The sequence below is a fragment of the Blastococcus jejuensis genome (assembly GCF_039534705.1).
In the GTDB taxonomy this organism is placed as follows: Bacteria; Actinomycetota; Actinomycetes; order Mycobacteriales; family Geodermatophilaceae; genus Blastococcus_B; species Blastococcus_B jejuensis.
In genome coordinates this window covers 276,296-296,932 of record NZ_BAAAVV010000004.1, presented here as the reverse complement: position 1 = coordinate 296,932, position 20,637 = coordinate 276,296, and the positions used below count along the sequence as shown (strand labels likewise).

Below are 20,637 nucleotides of genomic sequence, written 5' to 3'. Positions count from 1 at the left end.
ATGACGCACGTCAGCGTGACCGTGGGCGACGACCACCGCGACAGCCTGGACGGTGTCGTCGAGCACCTCCGCGCCAGCGGCATGGAGGTGGAGCAGGTGCTGGGCTCGCTCGGCATCGTCACCGGATCGGCGCCCGACGACGCCCTCGACGCCCTGCGGGGCGTCGAGGGCGTCGCATCGGTCGACGCGCAGCTCACCCACCAGCTGCCCCCGCCGGACGCCCCCGTCCAGTAGTTGGGACGCCCCCGCGCGGGGACGGCTCAGAAGGGCGGGACGTCGATGATGAGGGCGTCGGGGAGGTCCAGTCCGAATTCGTAGGGTTCGAGCAGGTAGCTGCCCGGTGGGCGGCTGATGCGGGTGACGCCGGTGGGGGTGGTGACCAGGTAGTTGCCGTCGTCGTCGAGGGCGAAGGCCCAGCCCGGCGCGAAGGTCTTGAGCCGGTGGTGGCGGCGGCACAGGCAGCACAGGTTGTCGCAGTCGGTGGCCCCGCCCTCACCGTGTGGGAGCACGTGGTCCAGGTCGGCCCAGCCGGCGCGGGCGCGGCAGCCCGGATGCCGGCAGCCGCGGTCGCGGGAGGTCAGGAACCGGCGCTGCGCGGCGGTCGCCTCGTACGCGTCGGTGGCCGGGGGTGGGCCGGTCAGCGGGCAGCGGCAGTCCGCCGCGGCGCCGCCGTGCTCGGGGCAGCCGCGGCGCGCGGCGGCTTCCAGTTCGGGGCGGGTGAGGGTGGCCAGCAGGTTGCCGCCGCCGCCGATCAGGTCCAGCTGCAGGGAGCCTTCGGGTGGGGCGCGCAGCCCGCCGGGGCCGATCGCGTCCAGGGCGGCGAGCAGGGCGCGCAGGTGGGCGGCGGTGACCGGCTCCCCGTCGACCAGCCCCACCCCGGTCGGTGTCCCGCCGCCGCCGGGCACGGCCGGGTCGGGCAGCAGCGCGTTGAGTGTGGCCAGGATGGTCAGCCGGGCGGTGACCGCCGGCCGGGAGGTGTCCCAGGGCCGCAGGGTGAGGTTGGCCTGCACCTCGGCGCGGATCAGCCCGATCGGCCGCTGGTCACCGGCGGCCTTGGCGGTGCGGGCGGCGGAGTCGATCGCGTCGAGCATCGCCGCGGCCGCCTCGTGCGGCAGCCGGGTGACCACCTCGGACATGCCCTCGTCGCCGGTGCGGCGCAGGAACACGTCGGCGGTCTTGAGTGCTTCCTTGCGGCGCTTGTCGGCGGCCTCGGCGTCGCGGCGGATGAACTCGGTGCGCACCCGGGCGCGCAGTGCACCGACCGACAACTCGGCGGCCTCGGGCAGCACCACGGCCTCGACGGTGGCCACCACGTGCGGGTCCACGTCCGGCCCGCACCGGTTGACCTCCTCGGCGATCGCCCGGGCCCGCGACCAGGTCAGCTCCCCGTCGGCCAGCGCCGCCCAGGTGTCGGCCAGCCGGTGGCCGAGGGTGAGCGCGACCGCCAGGAACCGGGTCGCCTCACCGCGGGAGAAGTTGTTGATCGCGGCGACCTCGTCGACCAGGAACTCCGAGTAGCCCTCCAGCACCCACGACGACTGGGCCCAGCCCGGCACCGCCGCCCCCGGCCGGCCGGCGGGGCGGTCGCGGTCGGCCCGCCGGTGCACCGCCAGCTGGACGGCCAGATCGACCCGATGGGCCCACAACCGCGAGTCGAGGACGTTCGTGCGGCGCATCTCCAGGGCCAGCCCGGCCTCGCTGCGCGTCGCGACCGGCATCAACTCCGACAGGCGGGTCGGATGCCAGTCCCGATCCCCCGGCGGCACCCACGCCCCCGGCCCCGGCACGCCGGGCACGTCGAGCTGCTGCACCGTCAGCCCGACCCCGAAACCATCGCCCTCGAACACATGAGCGAATCTACGGAGGGGGTACGACAAAACCCGGGTCCCTCGGAAAAAGAGTTCGCGATGTTCGAGCGCCGCTTCGGCGTCCCGGACGGGTGATGCGCCGTGTTCACGTCGGCACTTCGCTCTACCTCCGGGCGCCCTGATGGAGCGCGTGGTGGACCGGACGTTCGACCCGCTGACGTTCCTCGGCTCGGTGATCCGCCGGCCCAAGGGCGCCTGACAGGACCGCGGCTAGCTGTAGGGGCCGTCCGGGGCCACGGCATAGATGCGGGCCAGGTCCGACTCGACGGGGTCCCGGCGGGTGTACGACCAGCGCGACATCGGGCGCTCGGCGAGCGCAGCGGGAAGCCCGGCCGGAACGCGCACCAAGCCGTTCAGGGCGACCTCCCGCGCGGCGGCGCTGCCGGGGATCGCTGTGCTGCCCGGTCGCCGGAGCTCCCGCAGGACCCGGCGACCTTCGCGCGTGGTGGACGGGGGGCGCCGCCGGCGGACGAGACGGGACAGTGGCGCACGCCGGCCGAGCAGGCCGCGGCGGAGCAACCCCTGCTCGACCGCGTCTAGCCGAGGGTCTTCCCGGACGAGGAAGACGATCGTCTCGACACCCCGGTGGCCATGTGCGCCGAGCCCGTCGAGCACGGCCGCCTCGACCGGATGCGTGGCCCCGCCGCCGACGGCCTGCAGGTCCCCTGTCGGGTCGGCCACCCGCACCCGGTGGCGTTCGGCCAGGGCGGCCACGGCGGTCTGCGTCGCACGCCGGCGCCCGCCGGCCAACCACGCCACGTCGTAGAGATCGAGCTGCGCTGCGGTCACATCGTGGCCCTCCGTCGTCCGGATGGGGCGGGTTCACGGTCCCACTGGGTCCAGGCGCGGGCAAGCGACCTTCGTCCGCTCTTGGCCGCGATCAAGTCGAGGTGACCTGTGCGATCGGCGCCGCCAGGCGGCGCGAGGGTCGCCGTGTGAACCCCCAGTAGCAGCCAAGCAAGCAGGGACGCCCCGGGTCATTCCCAAGCACGAGCGCGCCGAGCATCCTGGGCCGGTGGCCGAGATCGCCGCACGAACGGGCCCCCCGACCAAGAGCATGGCCGTCCCGCTGGCGGGGTTCACCGCGGGAGCGGTGGTCGCGCTGCTCGTCGGGGTGTTCGGCAAGATCCACGAGCCCACGACCAGCGGCACCACCACGCTCGGCTACGGCACCGTCATCGAGATGAAGGTCGTAGTGTCGACGGCGATCGGGGTGCTCGCCGTCGTCCAGGTCATCGGCGCGCTCGGGATCTACGGGAAGCTGGGCATCCGGGCGCCCTCCTGGCTGGGGACGGCGCATCGCACGACCGGGATCATCGCGCTCGGGCTGTCGGTCTTCGTCTCCTACCACTGCCTGTGGACGCTGGGCCTGGAGAGCGGGAAGTTCCACGACGGCACCCCCGTGCCGGCGCGCGTCGTCGTGCACGGCGTCCTGGGGTGCGCGGTGATCGGCGCGATCGCGACCAAGGTCGTCGCCGTCCGGTCCAGGCGCGCGCCCGGCTGGTTCCTCCCGGTGGCCGGCGGTCTCCTCTTCACGCTGCTCATGGCCGCCGTCCTGACCTCAGCGGTCTGGTACATCGGCGCGAAGGGCTGGCCCACCCCGGGCGGCTAGCAGTGCGGCTAGCCGAGCACCTCGCGCAGCTTCTGGGCGAAGGCCTCCGGCTCGCCCTGCATCCCGTACTCGCCGCCCATGAACCCGCCGTGATCGCCGGGGAAGAGGACCAGCTCGGCCCCGGTGAGCTCGGCGACGGCGTCCGCGCCGCGCGCTGCCATCGTCTGGCCGGACGCCGCGCCCCGGGCCAGCACTAGGCGCGCCTCCGTGGCGCGCAGGGCGGCGACGTCGGGCCGGTAGCCGGTGCAGCCGCGCAGGTTCTGCCCCAGCAGCGCGTCGTCCCGCGAGCCGTCGTCCTCCGCCGGCAGGCCGAACTGGGCCGGGTCGACCTCCGGGAACCGGTAGCCGTCGGGCAGCTCCCCGTCGTGGCTCACGAGGAGGATGAACATCGCCATCGCCGGCCCCGTCCCGCGGAGCTGGTAGGTCTCGTGCATCTCCTCGATCGCCGCGGTGAGCGCCGGGCGGTCGGGCAGCACCGTGGCCAGCGGCGGCTCGTGGGCCACCAGCGTCCGCACCTGGCCGCCGCGCTGCGCCACCCACGCCAGGGCGTTGACCGCGCCGCCGCTCGTGGCGAACACGTCCACCGGCCCGCCGCCGAGCGCATCGACGATCCGCTGGAGATCGCCCGCGTGCGCGTCCGGTGCGAGCTCGCCGGAACCGTCGCTCCGCTGGCTGCGGCCGGTGCCACGGGGGTCGTAGGTGACGACCGGACGGTCGGGGAAGTGGCCGGCCAGCGTGGCGAAGCCCTCCGCGCCCATGGGGGAGCCGAAGAGCAGCAGCGGGACGCCGGTGCCGAGCTCGCCGCGGACGTCGTAGGTGACGGTGGCGCCGGGCGCCGTCAGGCTGTGGGTGCTGATCGTGGTGGTCATCGTGGGCTCCCAGGGAGGCGGAGGCTGACGGGGTGTCGACTCCTGGACGGCGCCGAGTTCATCGGTCCGGCCGGAGCTCCTTCGCCACGTCGCGCGCCACGGCGCGGGCGTCGAGGTTGATCTGGAACAGCAGTCCCTTGAGCGGGTTCGACAGCCCGACGAACCGCAGCCCGGGGGCTGCCGGCCGGCGCCCGTTCACCCGCGGGCGGCCCTGCCCGTCGAGCACCCCGAGGTGGCCGAGCACCGGCTGGAGCCCGGTCGTGTAGCCGGTCGCGGCGATCACGGCGGAGGGGGTCAGCCGCTCGCCGTCGGCCAGCACGACCGCATCGCCGTCGAACCGCTCCACCGCCGCCACCGGGGTGACCCGGCCGGCCTTCAGCTCCTGCACCAGGCCGACGTCGATGGTCGGCGTCACCCCGGTGGCCCGGGCCTGGGCGACGACACCGGCGTGCGCGGCCGGCAGCCCGTACCGGGTGAGGTCACCGAGCACGCGCCGCTGGAGGAACCGGTTGACCGGGTCGACGAGCCAGGCGGGGGAGTGCTCCATCGTGATCGACATCAGGGTGATCGGCACCGGCCCCAGGGACCGGGGGACGACGTTGGGCGGCGTCCGCACCGACAGCCAGACCCGCCCCGCCCCGCTCTCCGCGAGGTCCGCCGCGATCTCGGCGCCGGTGTTCCCGGCCCCGACCACGAGCACGTCGCGGCCCCGGAACGGCACCGGCGAGGAGTAGCGCGAGGCGTGCAGCACCTCGCCGCCGAAGCCCTCGAAGCCCTCCTGGCCCGGCCAGGCCGGCTCGACGGGGGTGCAGTTGTAGCCGCTGGCGACCACCACCTGGCGCACCCGGATCTTGCCGTCGTCGGCGGTGACCGCCGTCCACGAGTCGCCGGTGCGCTCCAGCCGGCGCACCTCCGTGCCGAACCGGGGGACGACGCCCGCGTGCGCGGCGTAGCGCCGCAGGTACTCCGCCATGTCGTCCTTGGCCACCCACCGCCCGAAGCTGCGCGGGATCGGGAGGCCCGGCAGGGCCGACTGGATGCGCGGCGTGTGCAGGTGCAGCCGCTCGTACCGCCGCGCCCAGGAGTCGCCGACCCCCTCGCCACGGTCGACCACCAGCGGTTCCACGCCCCGCCGAAGGAGACACGCGGCCACCGCCAGCCCCGCCGGTCCCGCGCCCACGACCAGCACGTCTGCATCCATCGCCGACCACCTCCGCAGGAAACCTAGCGGTCCTCCAGCCGGGGTCCAGTCGACCCCAAGCCGCGTCCAGCCGACGTCCAGTGCTCCTCGCGACCCTTCCCTCGACCGGCCGCCGTCGCGGCCGGGAACCGACGAGGAGGAAGTCCCGATGACCCGCATGCTGTACCGGCTGGGAGGCGCCGCCGCGGCGCACCCCTGGCGGACCCTCGCCATCTGGGTGGTCGTCGCGGCCCTCGCCACCGGACTGGCCGGGGCGGCCGGGGGCACCCCGCAGGACGACTGGAACGTGCCCGGCACCGCGTCGCAGGCCGGCACCGACCTGCTGCGCGAAGAGTTCCCCGCCGCGTCCGGCGCCGTGGACCGGGTGGTCGTCCACGACCCGGACGGCGACGCCGTGGCCGCCGACGAGGTGGCCGGGCTGCGCGACCGGCTGGCGGACCTGCCGCACGTGCTCGAGGTGTTCCCGCCCCGCGTCTCCGAGGACGGCGCCACCGTGCTGATCGAGGTCCGGTACGACGTGCCGGTCACCGACGCCGCCATCTTCGGCGACCTCGCGCCCCTGGAGGACGCCGCCGCACCGGCCGTCGACGCCGGCCTGCAGGTCGCCTTCGGCGGCGAGGTGCCCGACAGCGCCGGCCTCGCACCCGGCGGCGCCGGCGAGGTCATCGGCGTGGTCGTCGCGCTCCTGCTGCTCGTGCTGACCTTCGGCTCCGTGGTCGCCGCGGGGCTGCCGATCCTGGTCGCCCTGCTCGGGCTGGGTGTCGGCTCGGCGGGCGTCCTGCTGCTCGCGGCCGTCATCGACGTCAGCACCTCGGCCCCGACGGTGGCCACGATGGTCGCCCTCGGCGTCGGCATCGACTACGCCCTGCTGCTGGTCACCCGGCACGTCGAGGGGCTGCGTGCCGGGCTCTCCGTCCGGGAGGCCGCCGCACGGTCGACGGCGACCGCCGGGCGGTCCGTGGTGTTCGCCGGGAGCACCGTCCTGGTCTCCCTGATGGGCCTGGGCCTCGCCGGGCTGCAGACCTACGCGACGTTCGGCCTGGCCACCGCGATCGGCGTCATCAGCGTCATGGCCGCCGCGCTCACCGTCGTCCCGGCCGTCCTCGGGCTGGCCGGTCCCCGCGTCCTGCCGCGGAAGGTGCGCCGGCACGCCGAGACTGCCTCGGGCACGCCGCTCGCTGCCCGCTGGGCCGAGCGCGTCGGACGCCGCCCCCTGCCGTGGGCGCTCGGCGCGCTGCTGCTCCTGCTCGCCCTCGCCGCCCCGGTCACCGACCTGCGGCTGTGGCCGGCCGACGTCAGCGCCCAGCCGGTGGAGTCGACCACGCGCCAGGCCCACGACCTGATCGCGGACGCCTTCGGGCCGGGCGCCAACGGTCCGTTCCTGGTCGCCGTCGACCTCGACGCCGTCCCGGCCGACCGGCTCGCCGACCTGCGGGCCGACCTGGCCGCCGTGCCCGGCGTCGCCGGGGTGGGGGAGCCGGTCGTGTCGCCGACCGGCGGTGCCGCCGTCCTCGTGCTGGAGCCGACCACCGAGCCCGCCGACGAGGCGACGACGGAACTGCTCGCCCACCTGCGCGCCGACGTCCTCCCCGACGGCGTGTACGTCACCGGGCAGACGCCGGTCCTGGCCGACATCACCGACCTGCTCGACGAGCGGATCTGGGTGGTCATCGCCTTCGTCGTCGGCGTCTCGGTGCTGCTGCTGACCCTGGCCTTCCGGTCGCCGGTCGTGGCGCTCAAGGCCGCGGTGATGAACCTGCTCAGCATCGGCGCCGCCTACGGCGTGATGGTCGCCGTGTTCTCGTGGGGCTGGGGCCGGGAGCTGTTCGGCCTGGACCAGACCGTGCCCATCTCGAGCTGGGTGCCGATCCTGATGTTCGCGGTGGCCTTCGGGCTCTCGATGGACTACGAGGTGTTCCTGCTCGGCCGGGTGCGCGAGGAGTGGCGCCGCACCGGCGATCCGCACGCGAGCGTCGTCGCCGGGCTGGCCTCGACCGGCCGGCTCATCACCGCCGCCGCCGCGATCATGGTCGCCGTCTTCCTCGGCTTCGCCACCGAGGGCGACCTGATCCTCAAGCAGGTCGGCGCCGGCCTCGCCGTCGCGACTCTGGTCGACGCCACCGTCGTCCGCATGGTCCTGGTGCCGGCCACGATGGCGCTGCTCGGCCGCTGGAACTGGTGGCTGCCCGGCTGGCTGGACCGCCTGCTGCCGCACCTGGACGTCGAGCCGCCCGCGCTGGCCGCGATCGACGACCGCACCCCGCTCGAGCTGCCCGAGCCCGTCGGCGCCCGCTGACCGCCGGAAACCCCCACCAGAAGGAGAACCGCGATGACCCGCACCGTCCCGTCCGTGCCGCAGGTCCGGCTGCCCGGTCAGGCTGCCGCCCCCGAGGGCCCGGTCGACATGATCATGATGTACGTGCTGCACCACGCCTTCCGGCGTGACCTGGCCGCCTTCGCGGCCCGGGTGCCCGCCGTCCCCGTGGACGACGCAGCCACCTGGCGGGCCCTGGCCCAGCGATGGACCGGCTTCGCCGCCTGGCTGCACGAGCACCACAGCGGTGAGGACGCCGGCCTGTGGCCCCTGCTGCTGGAGCGCGTGGACGCCGCCGGCGACGCGGCCGGGCGGGCCACCCTCGAGGCGATGGAGGCCGAGCACGCCGAGATCGACCCGCTGCTCGAGGCCTGCGCCCGCGGGTTCGCCCGGATGGCCGAGGGCGGCACGGCCGACGACCGCGGCGCACTCGCCGTCCGGACGGCGGCCGCGCGGGACGCGCTCGGCCGGCACCTGGAGCACGAGGAGACCGAGGCGATGGTGCTGCTCCAGCGGCACCTGACCCAGGCCGACTGGGACGACGTCGACCGGCGGTCCTTCTCCAAGCCGACGAAGCCCGCCGAGGTGGCCTTCGTGGTGCCCTGGGTGTGCCTCGGCCTGCCGGCCGACGTCCGCGAGCGCGCGTTCGCGGTGGCCGGACAGGGGTTCAAGGTGGCCTGGTGGCTGACCCGCGGCCGGTTCGCCCGGGCGCACCGCCGGGCGTTCGGCGGCTGATCCTCAGAAGCCGTGGCGGTCCCGCTGGTCGCGCAGCCACTGCGCGACCAGCGGGACGCCCCATGCCGCGCACTGGTCGAGCGCCCGGTCGGCGTGGACCGATGCCGCCGCCGGGTCACCGGCGGCCGCCGCGGCGAAGGCGAGGAACGCGTCGATCGGTCCGAGCGGCGCGCCGGACCCGCCCACGCACAGCCCACCGGAGTAGGGCGCGGCCCGGGCGTAGACCGCGGCCCCCAGCTCCGGGTCGCCCACCTGCAGCGCCACCTCGCCCGCGGTGCACCAGACCAGCATCGAGAACCAGGTCTCGGGCTCCTCGACGTCGATCAGCGGCACCAGGGCGCGCGCCTCCTCGGTCAGCCCCAGGCGCAGCAGCAGCGCGGCGACCACCGGCGCGACCGGGAGCTTCGAGCGGCCGACGAGCTCGTCCAGCCGCGGCAGCACCTCGGCCAGCCGCCCCTGGTAGAGCCGGACGGTCACGAGCGCGCCGCTGTACCCGTCGGCGCCCTGCGGCAGCGCCGTCTGCTCGAACAGCCGCGCCAGGTGGTCGAGCACCTGGTCGGCCTCCTCGCTGCGCCCCGACATGGCCAGCCAGGGCGCCTCCATCGCGTCCAGCACGAGCATCAGGTACGCCATGCGCAGCGGGGTGGCCCGGCTGCGGGCCGCGCGGATGGCCACCCACATCTCGGGGATGCGGCCCAGCTCGCCGAGGACCGCCGCCCGCAGGGTCTCGGCGGTCGCCTCGGCCGGGGCGTCACCGGCCGCTCGCGCCCGGGCGGCCGCCTCCTCGACCAGGGCCAGCCGCGACGACGCGCTCGAGGGCCACCAGGTCGCGACGAAGGCCGTGACCAGCGCGTGCTGGAGGAGGGCGGGGTCCCCGATCCGCCGGGCCATCGCCAGCGCCTCGTCCACCAGCGCCCGGCGCTCCTGCGGGGCCGAGGCGTAGTACAGCTCGGAGGCCAGCGCCAGCATCGCCCGGCAGCGCAGGTCGCCGTCGCCCTCCGGCAGCCCGGCGAGCGCGCGGCGCAGGGCGGCGACCGCCGGCTCGTGCACCACGCCGTGCGACCGCGCCTGCCACACCGCGCCGTCGGTCACGCCCCGGGCGGCCATCGCCGCGCGCTCGACGTCGCCGGCTGCCTCGGCGGCGGCCACCGCCTCGTCGGTGGCGGCGCTGAGGCCCTCCCAGTCGGCGGCGAGCCGGCACGCCCGCGCCAGCGTCATCAGCACGTCGTAGCGCTGCTGCCAGCCCGCGGTGGCGTCCAGCGCCTGCGCGTCGAGCGCGGCCCGGAGCAGGTCCCGGGCCTCCTCGTGCGCGTACACCCGCAGGGCCTGCTCGGCGGCGGCCGCGGCGGCCGGCCAGGCCCTCGCCGCGGCCGACGGCCCGGCCGCCAGCCAGTGCCGCGCGCTCTCACCGGCCACCTGCGGGCCGGAACCGGTGTCCTGCCACGCCGCTGCGGCGCGGGCGTGCAGCCGCGCGCGCCGCGACAGGGTCAGGGTGCCGTAGGCGGCGTCCCGCACCAGCGCGTGCGCGAACCGGAACCGGTCGGGGCCGTCCTCGGTGACCAGGCCCGCGGCGAGCGCCGGGTCCAGGGCGTCGAGCACGGCGTCCTCGCCCTCGCCGAGCACCGCGGCGAGCAGGGGGAGCGGGACCTCCCGGCCGAGGACGGAGGCGGCGCGCACGGCGGTGAGCGTGCGCTCCGGAAGACCGGCCAGGCGGCGGGAGAGGACGTCGGAGATCGCGGCCGGCAGCTCGTCCTCCGCGACCGGGGAGCCGGTGTCCTGCACGAGCCGGGCGTACTCGACGAGGAAGAACGGGTTGCCGTCGGTGCGGCGGAACAGCAGCGCGCGGTCGTCGGGGGTGACCTCGGCGCCGGCGACGGCAGTGACCAGGTCGGCCGCCTCGCCGGCGCCGAGCCCACCGAGCTCGATCCGCACCGCGTGCCGCCGGGCGAGGGCCTCGGCGACCTCGGCCAGCGGACCGGTGGGTTCGGGGTGCCGCCGCCACGTGACGACGACGGCGAGCCGGCCGGACTCCGCCGTCGTGACCAGGTGGCGCAGCACGCGGAGCGAGGAGGCGTCGGACCAGTGCAGGTCGTCGAGGACGAGCAGGACCGGGCGTTCGACGGTCGCGGCGAGCACCCGCCGGCAGATGGCGTCCCAGGTGCGGAAGCGGCTCGCCTGGGGGTCGCCGTCGGTCCCGCCGTCGGCGATCGGGTCCCCCGGCGCTCCGGGCAGCTGCCCGAGCACCGTCGTCCACGGCCACAGCGGCGGGGCACCCTCGTCCTGGGAGCACCGTCCGGTGAGCACCAGCGCCCCGCGGTCGGCGGCGACGCGGCCCAGCTCACCGGCCAGCCGCGACTTGCCGATCCCGGGGTCGCCGACGAGCGACGCGAACGCGGGCGTGCCGGCGTCGAGCAGACCGGTCAGCCGGGCCAGCTCCCGGTCCCGGCCGACCAGTGGCCACGCAGCCACCGCAGCGGCAGGCGGCTCGTGCGGGACGGGCCTGGCGGCGGGGCTCCACGTGAGCACCGGGTCCTGCCGGAGGACCGCCTCCTCGACCTGCCGGAGCTCCGGGCCGGGGTCGACGCCCAGCTCCTCGGCGAGGACGCCGCGCACCTCGCGCGCCGCGGCCAGCGCGTCGGCCTGGCGCCCGGCGCGGGCCAGGGCGAGGACCCGCAGCGCCCACAGGCGCTCGCGGAGGGGGTGCTCGCCGGTCGCCCGCTCGAGGTCGGCGGCCAGCGCCGCGTGGTCGCCGTCGCGCAGGCGGACGACGGCCTCGAGTTCGTCGGCGACCAGCCGCAGCTCGGTGAGCCGCGCGCGCTCGGCGACCGCCCGGGGAGCGTCCCCGAGCTCGGCGTAGGGCGTGCCCCGCCAGGCCGCCCGGGCGGCGGCGAGCTCCCGTCGCGCCCGATCGAGATCCGGCGGTTCCGCACGGACGAGGAGGTCGTGGGCCGCGGGCCCGAGGGCGAGCCGGGCGGCCGCGACGGCCCGCTCGAAGGTCACCGCGTCGAGGGCGTCCGGTGCCACGTCGAGGACGTAGCCGGCGTCCGTCGTCGCGACGACGCCGCCGGTGGACCGGGACTCGCGGGCCGGCTCGACGGCGCGACGGAGGCCGGAGACGTAGGACTGCAGCGTGCCGAGCGCCCCGGGCGGGGCGTCGTCGCCCCACAGCTGGTCGACCAGCGCCGGGGCGGACACCGCGCGACCCCCGGCGAGCACGAGCGCGGCCAGCAGCGCGCGCTGCTTGCGCACGCCGAGATCGACCGGCCCATCGGCCCGACGCACCTCGATCGGGCCGAGGACCGAGATGTGCACGGCCGGGGAGCTTAGGGTTTCCGGCCGCTCACGAGGGGGCGCCGGCGCGCGGCACGGCCAGCGCCGCGACGACGCCGGCCCCCAGCACGGCCGCGGTGACGGCGAACGCCACCTGGAACGACGCCACGTCGGTGAGCCAGCCGGCGATCAGCGGGCCGGCGATGGCACCGAGGTCGGCGGCCATCTGGAACACCGCGACCACCCGCCCGCCGCGGGCCGGGCTGATGTCGCCGACGAGCGCCGCCGGGGCGCTGGCCAGCAGCGACGCCGCGAGGCCGAACAGCGCCATCGACAGCAGGAACGCCCCGATCGCCGGGGGGAGCACCAGGATCACGATCGATGCGGTGGCCACCGTCGAGCCGAGCACCAGCGAGGGCCGCCGGCCCCACCCGTCCACCAGCCGGCCCGACCGGAGCAGCCCCAGCGCCTGGGCGAGTGACCCGGCCAGCAGCCCGGCGCCGGCCCACGCGACGGTGCGCCCCAGCTCCTCGGTCACGTACAGCGGGACCAGCGAGTTGCGCACGCCGAACAGCACCCACCCGACGCCGAGGTTGGCGACCAGGGCGGCGATGTAGGCCCGGGACCGAAAGGCCGCGCGGAGGGAGACGGGCCCGGCGTCCAGGTCGGGACCGGTGTGCACCGGCGGCTCGTCCGGGTTCCTCGCCGTCGGTACCGAGCGGAGCAGCGCGACGGCCACCGCGCCGGCCACGAGCAGGAACCCGGCGTAGAGGAAGAACGGCAGCCGCGGGGACAGCTCGGCGAGCAGGCCGCCGGCCGCGGGGCCGGCGATGCCGCCGAGGATGAAGCCGCCCTGCCAGGTGGCCGCCGCGCGGCCCCGGTGCGAGGGCGGCGCCACCCGCAGCAGCAGCGACAGCGCGGCGACGGTGAACATCGCGCTGCCCACCCCGCCGGCCGCCCGGAGGCCGAGGAACACGGGGAAGGAGCCGGCCAGACCGGCCAGGCCCGTGGTGACCGCGACGATCAGCAGCCCGGCGGTCAGCACCCCCCGCTCGCCGAAGCGTTCGACCAGGGTGCCGCCGCTGAAGGCCGACACGAAGCGGAAGAAGGCGAAGGCGCTGACGGCCAGCCCGACCGCCGTCGTCCCGACGCCGAAGGCGCGCGCGAACAGCGGGATGGCCGGGGCGACGATGCCGAAGCCGAGCGCGACCACGAAGGCGATGACGGCGAGGACCCCGACCTCGCGGGGCATCCCGCCCCGCCCGAGGAGTCGCACGAGGCGCGATCCTCGCACGGGGCGCTCAGGTGGCGGCGAGAGCCCGCTCGAGCCCGTCGAGGATCAGGTCCAGGCCGTACTCGAACTCAGCGCCGTAGTCGTAGCCCGGCTGCAGCACGTGCGTGACGGTGAGCTCGGTGAGGTGCGGGTACCGGTCGGCGGCCATGCGGGCGAACATGGTCTGCGCGACCTCCGCTGCCTCTTCGGCGGTGTCGAAGGGGAGCGTCGCCTCCTGCAGCGCGAAGCCGTAGACGTAGCTGTCGATCGCGGAGAACGCGTGCGCGGCCAGCGGCACGGAGAAGCCGCCGGTGCGCAGCGTGCGCAGCACCGTGTCGTGGTGGCGCAGCGTCGCGGGGCCGGGGGAGGTGCGCGACGAGACCAGTGCCGTCGCCCACGGATGCCGGCGGAGCGCGGCCCGGGCCGAGATCGCGCGGTCGCGCATGGCCGGCCGCCACGCGGCGCCGTCGGGCGGCAGGGCGATCTCGGCGAAGACCAGGTCGGTCATGCCGTCGAGGAGGTCGCCCTTGTTCGCGACGTGCTTGTAGAGGGACATCGCCTCGACGTGCAGGGCCTCGCCCAGCCGGCGCATGGTCAGCGACTCGAGCCCGTGGGCGTCGGCGAGGGCGAGGCCGGCGGCCAGGACGCGCTCCCGGCTCAGCGGCAGTCGTCCGTTCGGGGGCACCATCCGCCACCTCCTCTCCTGAGCCGCGGGGCGCAAGCCTCTTGACGAGCTTACGTTGTAAGCGTAGGACTTACAACGTAAGCCACCCGATGCGAGGAGCACCCCGATGACCGCCAGCCAGCCCGCCCCGACCCGCCCGCCCGGCCACGGTGAGTCGACGATGACCGCGGCGGTGCAGGACAGGTACGGCGAGACGGGCGACGTGCTGCACCTCGCGCAGGTCGCGCGACCGACCCCCGGGCCCGACGAGGTCTTGCTCCGGGTGCACGCGGCCGGGGTCGACCGCGGCGTCTGGCACCTCATGGCCGGCGTGCCCTACGCGGTCCGGCTCACCGGCCTCCGCGCCCCGAGGAACCCGGTGCGGGGGCGCGAGGTCGCCGGCCGCGTCGAGGCGGTCGGGTCCGGGGTGTCCACGCTGCGCGTCGGTGACGAGGTGCTCGGCATCGGCAACGGGACCTTCGCCGAGTTCGCCACCGCCCGTGCCGCCAAGCTCGTGGCCCGCCCCGCGGCGCTCCCGGTCGAGCAGGCCGCCGTCATCGGGGTCTCGGCCACGACCGCGCTGCAGGCGGTGCGCGACCACGGTCGCGTGCAGGCCGGCCAGACGGTGCTGGTGCTCGGCGCGTCCGGCGGGGTCGGCTCCTTCGCCGTGCAGATCGCCAAGGCCTACGGCGCCGAGGTCACCGGCGTCTCCAGCACCGGCAAGCTTGACCTGGTGCGCTCGCTCGGGGCCGACCACGTCGTCGACTACACCCAGGGCGACGTCACGGCGGCGGGCCGGCGCTACGACGTCGTCGTCGACATCGGCGGCAGCCGGTCGGTGCGCACGCTGCGGCGGCTCCTCACGCCCACCGGCACGCTGGTCTTCGTCGGCGGCGAGGGCGGCGGACGGCTCCTCGGCGTCGGGCGCCAGCTCCGGGGCGTCCTGCTGTCCCCGTTCGTCCGGCAGCACCTGCGCATGTTCGTCGCGTCGGAGAATGCGGCCGACCTCGCCGAGCTCACCGACCTCATCACCGCCGGGACGGTGACCCCGGTGGTCGACCGCGCCTTCCCGCTCGCCGAGGCGGGCGCCGCGGTCCAGTACATGACCGACGGGCGGGCCCGCGGCAAGGTCGTCGTCACGGTGTGACCGCGCGTCCGGCCGTTTCCCTGGGTGGCGCGCTGCCCTAGCGTCGGAGGATGACCCAGCGCCTGGTGGTGATCGGAGGCGACGCCGCCGGGGGCAGCGCCGCCTCGCAGGCCAAGAAGCGGCGGAGCGACCTCGACGTCGTGATGTTCGAGCGGGGCCGCGCCACGTCCTACTCGGCGTGCGGCATCCCGTACTGGATCGGCGGCGCGGTCGCCAGCGAGCAGGCCCTCGTCGCCCGCACCCCCGACCAGCACCGGGCGGCCGGCATCGACGTCCGCATGCACACCGAGGTGGTGGGCATCGACCTGGACCGCCGCACGGTGCGGTGGCGGGAGCTCGACGGCGGTCGCGAGGGGGACGAGCCGTTCGACGACCTGGTCTACGCGACCGGCAGCGTGCCCATGCGCCCGCCGGTGCCGGGCATCGACGCCGCCGGTGTCTACGGCGTCCAGGTGCTCGACGACGGCGTGGCGCTGCGGGCCGAGCTCGACAGCGGGCGCGTCCAGCGGGTCGTCGTCGTCGGTGGGGGCTACATCGGTCTGGAGCTGGCGGAGGCGTGTCGCACCCGTGGCTTCGACGTGACGGTGGTCGACCTGTCCGCCACGCCGGTCGGCACGTTCGACCCCGACATCGGCGAGTTCATCGCCGACGCCGTGCGGGGGGAGGGGATCCACCTGGTGCTCTCCGACGGCGTCGCCGCCGTGGAGGTCGGCGCCGACGGCCGCGCCTGCGCCGTGGTCACCGCCTCCGGCCGGGAGCTGCCGGCCGACCTCGTCGTCCTCGGGCTCGGGGTCCGGCCGGACGTGCGCCTGGCGACGGAGGCCGGCATCCCGCTCGGCACGTCGGGGGGCGTCGCGGTCGACACGCGGCAGCGCACGCAGGTCGACGGTGTGTGGGCGGCCGGCGACTGCGTCGAGTCGCTGCACCGCCTGTCCGGGCAGCGCATGGTGGTCGCCCTCGGCACGCACGCGAACAAGCAGGGGCGCGTGGCGGGCATCAACATCGGCGGCGGGTACGCGACGTTCCCCGGGGTGATCGGCACGGCGATCACCAAGATCTGCGACACGGAGGCCGCGCGCACCGGGCTGTCCTCGCGCGAGGCCGAGCGGGCTGGCTACTCCTTCGTCACCGCCGTCGTCGACTCGACGACGCGGGCCGGCTACTTCCCGGGGTCCCGGCCGATCCGGGTCAAGATGATCGCCGAGCGGCGCAGCGGCCGGCTGCTGGGCGCCCAGATCGTGGGCAAGCAGGCCTCGGCGAAGCGGATCGACGCCCTGGCGATCTGCATCTGGAACGAGATGAGCGTCGACGAGATCCTCTCCCTCGACCTCTCCTACGCCCCGCCGTTCTCGCCGGTGTGGGACCCGGTGCTGATCGCGGCCCGCAAGGCGTTCGACGCCGTGGAGGCCGACGTCCGGTAGGACTGGGGGACCCGCAGCCGACCGACAGGAGACCGCGATGACCCGCACCGCAGCGGCCGAGGGCACGGTGGACGAGCTCATGGCGGAGCTGGCCGGGCTCGAGGACCCCCGCATCCGCGAGGTGAACGCCCGGCACGGCGACGACCACGGCGTGAACCTCGGCGCCCTCCGCGCGATCGGCAAGCGGCTGAAGATCCAGCAGGACCTCGCGCGCGAGCTGTGGGCGACCGGGGACTCCGCGGCGAGGCTGCTCGCGCTCCTGATCTGCCGCCCCACGGCGTTCGAGCGCGCGGAGCTCGACACCATGCTGCGCGAGGCGCGGACCCCCAAGGTCCAGGACTGGCTCGTGAACTACGTGGTCAAGAAGAGCCCGCACGCCGAGGAGCTGCGGCTCTCGTGGTCCGCCGACCCCGACCCAGCGGTGGCCGGCGCCGGCTGGGCGCTGACCAGCGAACGGGTGGTGAAGAAGCCCGAGGGCCTCGACCTCCCCGGACTGCTCGACGTCATCGAGGCCGAGATGAAGGACGCCCCGGACCGCCTGCAGTGGGCGATGAACACGTGCTTGGCCCAGATCGGGATCGAGCACGCCGAGCACCGGGCCCGGGCGATCGACATCGGCGAGCGCCTGCGCGTGCTCGAGGACTACCCGACGCCCCCGAACTGCACGTCGCCGTTCGCGCCCACCTGGATCACCGAGATGGTGCGCCGACGCGGCTAGCCGCCGCAGTCAGACGACGCAGTCAGACGACGGCCGGCTTCCACCCGCGCGGTCGGGCCACCTGCTCGCCCTCCCGCGGCGCCGGGACCACGGCCGCGTCCTGCTCGGGCAGCAGCCAGTCGACGTCGACCTCCTCGCCGCCGACGTTGCCGCTGTCCCAGGGCTCGCTGACCACCAGCGTGTGCAGCGTCGCCGGCGACAGCTGCGCGAGGTGGGCGCGCAGCGTGTCGTCGTCGGGCATGCCCGGCAGGCGCGGCTCGAGGCGGGTCCGGTTCTGCCGCATCCGCTGCATCAGCAGCTCGAGGTCCCGCTCGCCGTCCATGCCGCCGTCCATCCCGCCCTGCTCGCCCTCGGCGATGCCGCGGGCGACGAGGTCCTTGATCGCGACGGCGTGCCCGGCGTCGTCGGTGGTGACCATCTGCCGGAACGCCCGCGTCTTGTGCCGGTACTGCAGCATCGCCATCACGGCCTCGTGGCGGGTGAACGCCGAGTCGCGGAACGGGACGCCCCGCCAGTTCGCGGCCAGGCACCGGGCCAGCGAGACGGCCGAGGCGAGGCCGCTGTTGAGCCCGCGGCCGGGCCAGAAGTGGATCGCGTTGGCCGCGTCGCCCAGCAGGAAGCCGTACGTGCCGGGCGTCGTCGCCGTCCGGGGCAGCAGCTCGGCGGTGAACCGCGGGCGCTGCACCATGTCCAGCCGGAAACCGGTCACGGCCGAGAGGTCGGCCCCGGGGACGTCGAACATGCGCAGGCCCTCCTGCACGCGCTCCCACAGCGCCGAGCCCTTGAGGAGCGCGGGCAGGAAGAACGCGTTGTGCCCGGCGCAGTGGAACTCGCCCGACGGCCGGCGCTCGAGCAGGCATGGCGTGGACTGGATGCAGGGCGTGAACACCTGCCGCACCGGGTTGATCCCGACCGCCTCCACGGCTTCCTGGTCGGTCAGCCGCATGTTCAGGAAGCCCTCGCCGCGCAGCGAGTTGAGCAGGAAGCGGTTCTGGCTGACCGTCAGCAGGACCGACATGGGGTCGGGGAGCCGGGACTTCACCCGCAGGCCCAGCACCATGTCCTGCACCTGTCGGCCCTCGAGCCCGTAGAGGGTCATGTCGGCGGCGCCGAAGCGGTCGGCGAAGTGCTCGCGCGTGGTCGACCGGCCGCCCTCGCAGATGGCCAGCACGTGCGCGCCGGCGAGTTCCTCGTGGGCGGCGGTGGCGTCGAAGTTCTCGGGCACCAGCCGGATGTGGTCGGTCTTCTCGTCGAGGATCGCGAGCAGCTCGTCCTCGATGTAGGCGATCCGGATGTTGCGCGGCCCCTGGCCCTGGATGGAGTCGGGGCCGGCGGGCCACATCTCGGAGTAGGTGCCCGGCTGGAACAGGCGTGCCTGCACCTCGGGCGGCAGCTTGAGGAACTGCCGGCTCTGCACGGTGACGACCTGCTGGCGCCGGTTGTTGCCCATCTCGGGGTTCTGCCAGACGAACCGGCCGCCGTCCTCCGCCCACCGGCCGTCGTGGATGGTGATCGCCACGCGCGAACCGAGCAGGTGGTCGAGCAAGAGGGCGAAGCTCATGCCCACCGGGCCGCCGCCGGCGACCGTGACCCGGAGGACCGGTGGGGCGGCCGCGCCGTCGGCCTGCACCGGGGCCTGCACCAGGACGGTCGGGGAGTCCGACGTCTCGAACCGGAAGACCTCGTCGCCGATCGACACCTGGTCCCCGGGCCGGAGCGTCCGCTCGGTCACCCGCTCGCCGTTGACGTACGTGCCGTTGCCGCTGCCGAGGTCCTTCAGGACGCAGCCCTTCTTCCCCGGACGGAGCTCCGCGTGCATGCGCGACGCGGCCGGATCGGCGAGGACGATGTCGTTGCTGCTGCCACGGCCCAGGGTGAGCGGGCGGGCGGTGATCGGGAAGCTGCGGCCGGCCAGGTCACCCTGGACGCCGACGAGGCTGATGGTCATCGCTGGCTCCTCGAGCCGGGGTGGACCCGCGCTGCTGCCGGCGCTGCTGGCCGGCGTGGATCGACCAACGGTGGAGGGGGCGACGAACGGTGTCAACGGCCCCCGGCGCGAGCGCGCCGGCCGCCGCGACGGCCGGGCGCGGGGCAGGATGCTGACCTCGACGGATGCCGCGGGAGGTGGCCGAGCGCATGACGAACCGGACCCTGCTGCGCGGCGGGTGGGTGGTCACGATGGCCCCCGGGTCGGCGCCGTTCCGCGGTGACGTCCTGATCGAGGACGACGTCATCGCCGCGGTGGGAGTGCTCGGTGCGGTCGCGGACGCCGAGGTCGTCGACGCCCGGGACCGGATCGTGCTGCCCGGCCTGGTCGACACGCACCGGCACCTCTGGCAGAGCTCGCTCCGCGGCATCGCCGTCGACTGGACGCTGGGGCAGTACTTCGCCCGGATGCGGGGCCGGCTCGGGGGCCTGTTCGCGCCGGAGGACACCTACGCGGCCACGCTGCTCGGCGCCGTGGAGGCGCTGGACGCGGGCATCACGACCGTCGTCGACTGGTCGCACAACATCAACGGTCCCGAGCACGCCGACGCCGCCTGGCAGGCCCTGCTCGACGCCGGCGGCCGGGCGGTGTTCGCCTACGGCGCGAGCAACGCGCAGGCCCTCGGCGACCGCTCGCCCCACACCGGCGACGTCCGGCGGCTGCGGGAGGGCGTCGGCTCGGACGACACCGCACGGGTGACCCTCGGCATGGCCGTGCGCGGCCCGGAGTTCTCGACGCCCGAGCTCGCCGAGGCCGACTGGGGCCTGGCCCGCGCGCTCGGCCTCCCGGTGACCGTGCACGTCGGCGGCGGTCTGCGGGGCGCCGGACGGCACGTCGCCGACCTGGCGCGCCGGGGCCTGCTCGGGCCGGACACGACCTACGTCCACGCCACGATGCTGGCCGACGACGAACTGGACGCGATCGCCGCGGCCGGTGGTCGCGCGTCGGTCTCCCCGGAGGTCGAGGCCAACATGGGGCACGGGTACCCGGCCACGATGCGGCTCCGGGCGCGCGGGATCCCCACCGGGCTGTCCGCGGACGTGTGCACCTCCGTCGGCGGCGACCTGTTCGGTGGCATGCGGGTGGCGCTCGCGCTGGCTCGGGGTGCCGCCCACGCGTCGGCTCTGGCGGCGGGGGAGGCCCTCGCCGAGGTCCCGCTTCCCGCCGTCGACGTGCTGGCGATGGCCACGATCGAGAGCGCCCGCGCGATCGGCCTCGACGACCGGACCGGCAGCCTGGAGCCCGGCAAGCAGGCCGACGTCCTCCTGCTGCGCACCGACACCCCGAGCCTGGCGCCGGTCAGCGACCCGGTCGGCGCGGTCGTGCTGGCCTCCGGCGTCCGTGAGGTCGACGGCGTGCTGGTGGCCGGGCGGTGGGTCAAGCGCGAGGGACGGTTCGTCCACCGCGACCTGTCCGCGGTCCTGGACCGGGCCACCCGCTCGCGCGACCGCCTGCTCGATGCCGTGCGGGACGAGCCCTGGTGCCCACCTGCCGCCGTGTCATCGAGGGCCCGGTGACCGCAGGGCCCTGCGGGAGGCCCCGACCATCGCCTACCGTG

16 protein-coding genes are annotated in these 20,637 nt (G+C 75.5%); 8 read left to right on the top strand and 8 right to left on the bottom strand.

Going from position 1 to position 20,637, the window contains the following annotated elements; all coding sequences use genetic code 11:
* On the top strand, positions 1-234 hold the full coding sequence (locus ABD644_RS10980; protein WP_344688895.1) for a hypothetical protein: 234 nt from the start codon (positions 1-3) through the stop codon (positions 232-234).
* 26 nt (positions 235-260) lie between these two features.
* Here ABD644_RS10980 and ABD644_RS10975 read toward each other — a convergent pair whose 3' ends face one another.
* Positions 261-1,847, bottom strand: a complete 1,587-nt coding sequence (locus ABD644_RS10975; RefSeq protein ID WP_344688894.1) for an HNH endonuclease signature motif containing protein — start codon at positions 1,845-1,847, stop codon at positions 261-263.
* A 231-nt stretch (positions 1,848-2,078) separates the two neighbouring features.
* Positions 2,079-2,657: a TIGR04222 domain-containing membrane protein gene (locus ABD644_RS10970; RefSeq protein WP_344688893.1), complete on the bottom strand. Its 579-nt coding sequence runs from the start codon at positions 2,655-2,657 to the stop codon at positions 2,079-2,081.
* A gap of 226 nt (positions 2,658-2,883) precedes the next feature.
* Here ABD644_RS10970 and ABD644_RS10965 point away from each other — a divergent pair, with 226 nt between their 5' ends.
* Positions 2,884-3,480 (top strand): DUF6529 family protein, encoded by a 597-nt coding sequence (locus ABD644_RS10965; RefSeq protein ID WP_344688892.1) that lies wholly within the window; start codon positions 2,884-2,886, stop codon positions 3,478-3,480.
* 8 nt (positions 3,481-3,488) lie between these two features.
* Here the strand turns inward: ABD644_RS10965 and ABD644_RS10960 are convergent, their stop codons facing one another.
* Together ABD644_RS10960 and ABD644_RS10955 are read right to left on the bottom strand one after the other, a co-directional pair.
* Positions 3,489-4,349 (bottom strand): alpha/beta fold hydrolase, encoded by an 861-nt coding sequence (locus ABD644_RS10960; protein WP_344688891.1) that lies wholly within the window; start codon positions 4,347-4,349, stop codon positions 3,489-3,491.
* A 58-nt stretch (positions 4,350-4,407) separates the two neighbouring features.
* Positions 4,408-5,550: a flavin-containing monooxygenase gene (locus ABD644_RS10955; RefSeq protein ID WP_344688890.1), complete on the bottom strand. Its 1,143-nt coding sequence runs from the start codon at positions 5,548-5,550 to the stop codon at positions 4,408-4,410.
* A gap of 148 nt (positions 5,551-5,698) precedes the next feature.
* Here ABD644_RS10955 and ABD644_RS10950 point away from each other — a divergent pair, with 148 nt between their 5' ends.
* Together ABD644_RS10950 and ABD644_RS10945 are read left to right on the top strand one after the other, a co-directional pair.
* Positions 5,699-7,846 carry an MMPL family transporter gene (locus ABD644_RS10950; protein WP_344688889.1) on the top strand — a complete coding sequence of 716 codons (2,148 nt, stop codon included), beginning with the start codon at positions 5,699-5,701 and terminating at the stop codon, positions 7,844-7,846.
* Positions 7,847-7,879: 33 nt separating this feature from the next.
* On the top strand, positions 7,880-8,599 hold the full coding sequence (locus ABD644_RS10945; protein WP_344688887.1) for a hemerythrin domain-containing protein: 720 nt from the start codon (positions 7,880-7,882) through the stop codon (positions 8,597-8,599).
* A 3-nt stretch (positions 8,600-8,602) separates the two neighbouring features.
* Here the strand turns inward: ABD644_RS10945 and ABD644_RS10940 are convergent, their stop codons facing one another.
* The 3 genes from ABD644_RS10940 to ABD644_RS10930 are packed head-to-tail and all read right to left on the bottom strand — an operon-like array spanning position 8,603 to position 13,830.
* Positions 8,603-11,911, bottom strand: coding sequence for an ATP-binding protein (locus ABD644_RS10940; protein ID WP_344688886.1), 3,309 nt, complete (start codon positions 11,909-11,911; stop codon positions 8,603-8,605).
* Between the two features lie 28 nt (positions 11,912-11,939).
* Positions 11,940-13,145 carry an MFS transporter gene (locus ABD644_RS10935; protein ID WP_344688885.1) on the bottom strand — a complete coding sequence of 402 codons (1,206 nt, stop codon included), beginning with the start codon at positions 13,143-13,145 and terminating at the stop codon, positions 11,940-11,942.
* A gap of 25 nt (positions 13,146-13,170) precedes the next feature.
* On the bottom strand, positions 13,171-13,830 hold the full coding sequence (locus ABD644_RS10930; protein ID WP_344688884.1) for a TetR/AcrR family transcriptional regulator C-terminal domain-containing protein: 660 nt from the start codon (positions 13,828-13,830) through the stop codon (positions 13,171-13,173).
* 103 nt (positions 13,831-13,933) lie between these two features.
* Here ABD644_RS10930 and ABD644_RS10925 point away from each other — a divergent pair, with 103 nt between their 5' ends.
* The 3 genes from ABD644_RS10925 to ABD644_RS10915 are packed head-to-tail and all read left to right on the top strand — an operon-like array spanning position 13,934 to position 17,092.
* Positions 13,934-14,953, top strand: a complete 1,020-nt coding sequence (locus tag ABD644_RS10925; RefSeq protein ID WP_344688883.1) for an NAD(P)-dependent alcohol dehydrogenase — start codon at positions 13,934-13,936, stop codon at positions 14,951-14,953.
* A gap of 50 nt (positions 14,954-15,003) precedes the next feature.
* On the top strand, positions 15,004-16,374 hold the full coding sequence (locus tag ABD644_RS10920) for an FAD-dependent oxidoreductase (RefSeq protein ID WP_344688882.1): 1,371 nt from the start codon (positions 15,004-15,006) through the stop codon (positions 16,372-16,374).
* 37 nt (positions 16,375-16,411) lie between these two features.
* Positions 16,412-17,092: a DNA alkylation repair protein gene (locus ABD644_RS10915; protein ID WP_344688881.1), complete on the top strand. Its 681-nt coding sequence runs from the start codon at positions 16,412-16,414 to the stop codon at positions 17,090-17,092.
* Positions 17,093-17,114: 22 nt separating this feature from the next.
* Here ABD644_RS10915 and ABD644_RS10910 read toward each other — a convergent pair whose 3' ends face one another.
* On the bottom strand, positions 17,115-19,040 hold the full coding sequence (locus ABD644_RS10910) for an FHA domain-containing protein (RefSeq protein ID WP_344688880.1): 1,926 nt from the start codon (positions 19,038-19,040) through the stop codon (positions 17,115-17,117).
* 188 nt (positions 19,041-19,228) lie between these two features.
* Here ABD644_RS10910 and ABD644_RS10905 point away from each other — a divergent pair, with 188 nt between their 5' ends.
* On the top strand, positions 19,229-20,596 hold the full coding sequence (locus ABD644_RS10905) for an amidohydrolase family protein (protein WP_344688879.1): 1,368 nt from the start codon (positions 19,229-19,231) through the stop codon (positions 20,594-20,596).
* Positions 20,597-20,637 lie beyond the last annotated feature (41 nt).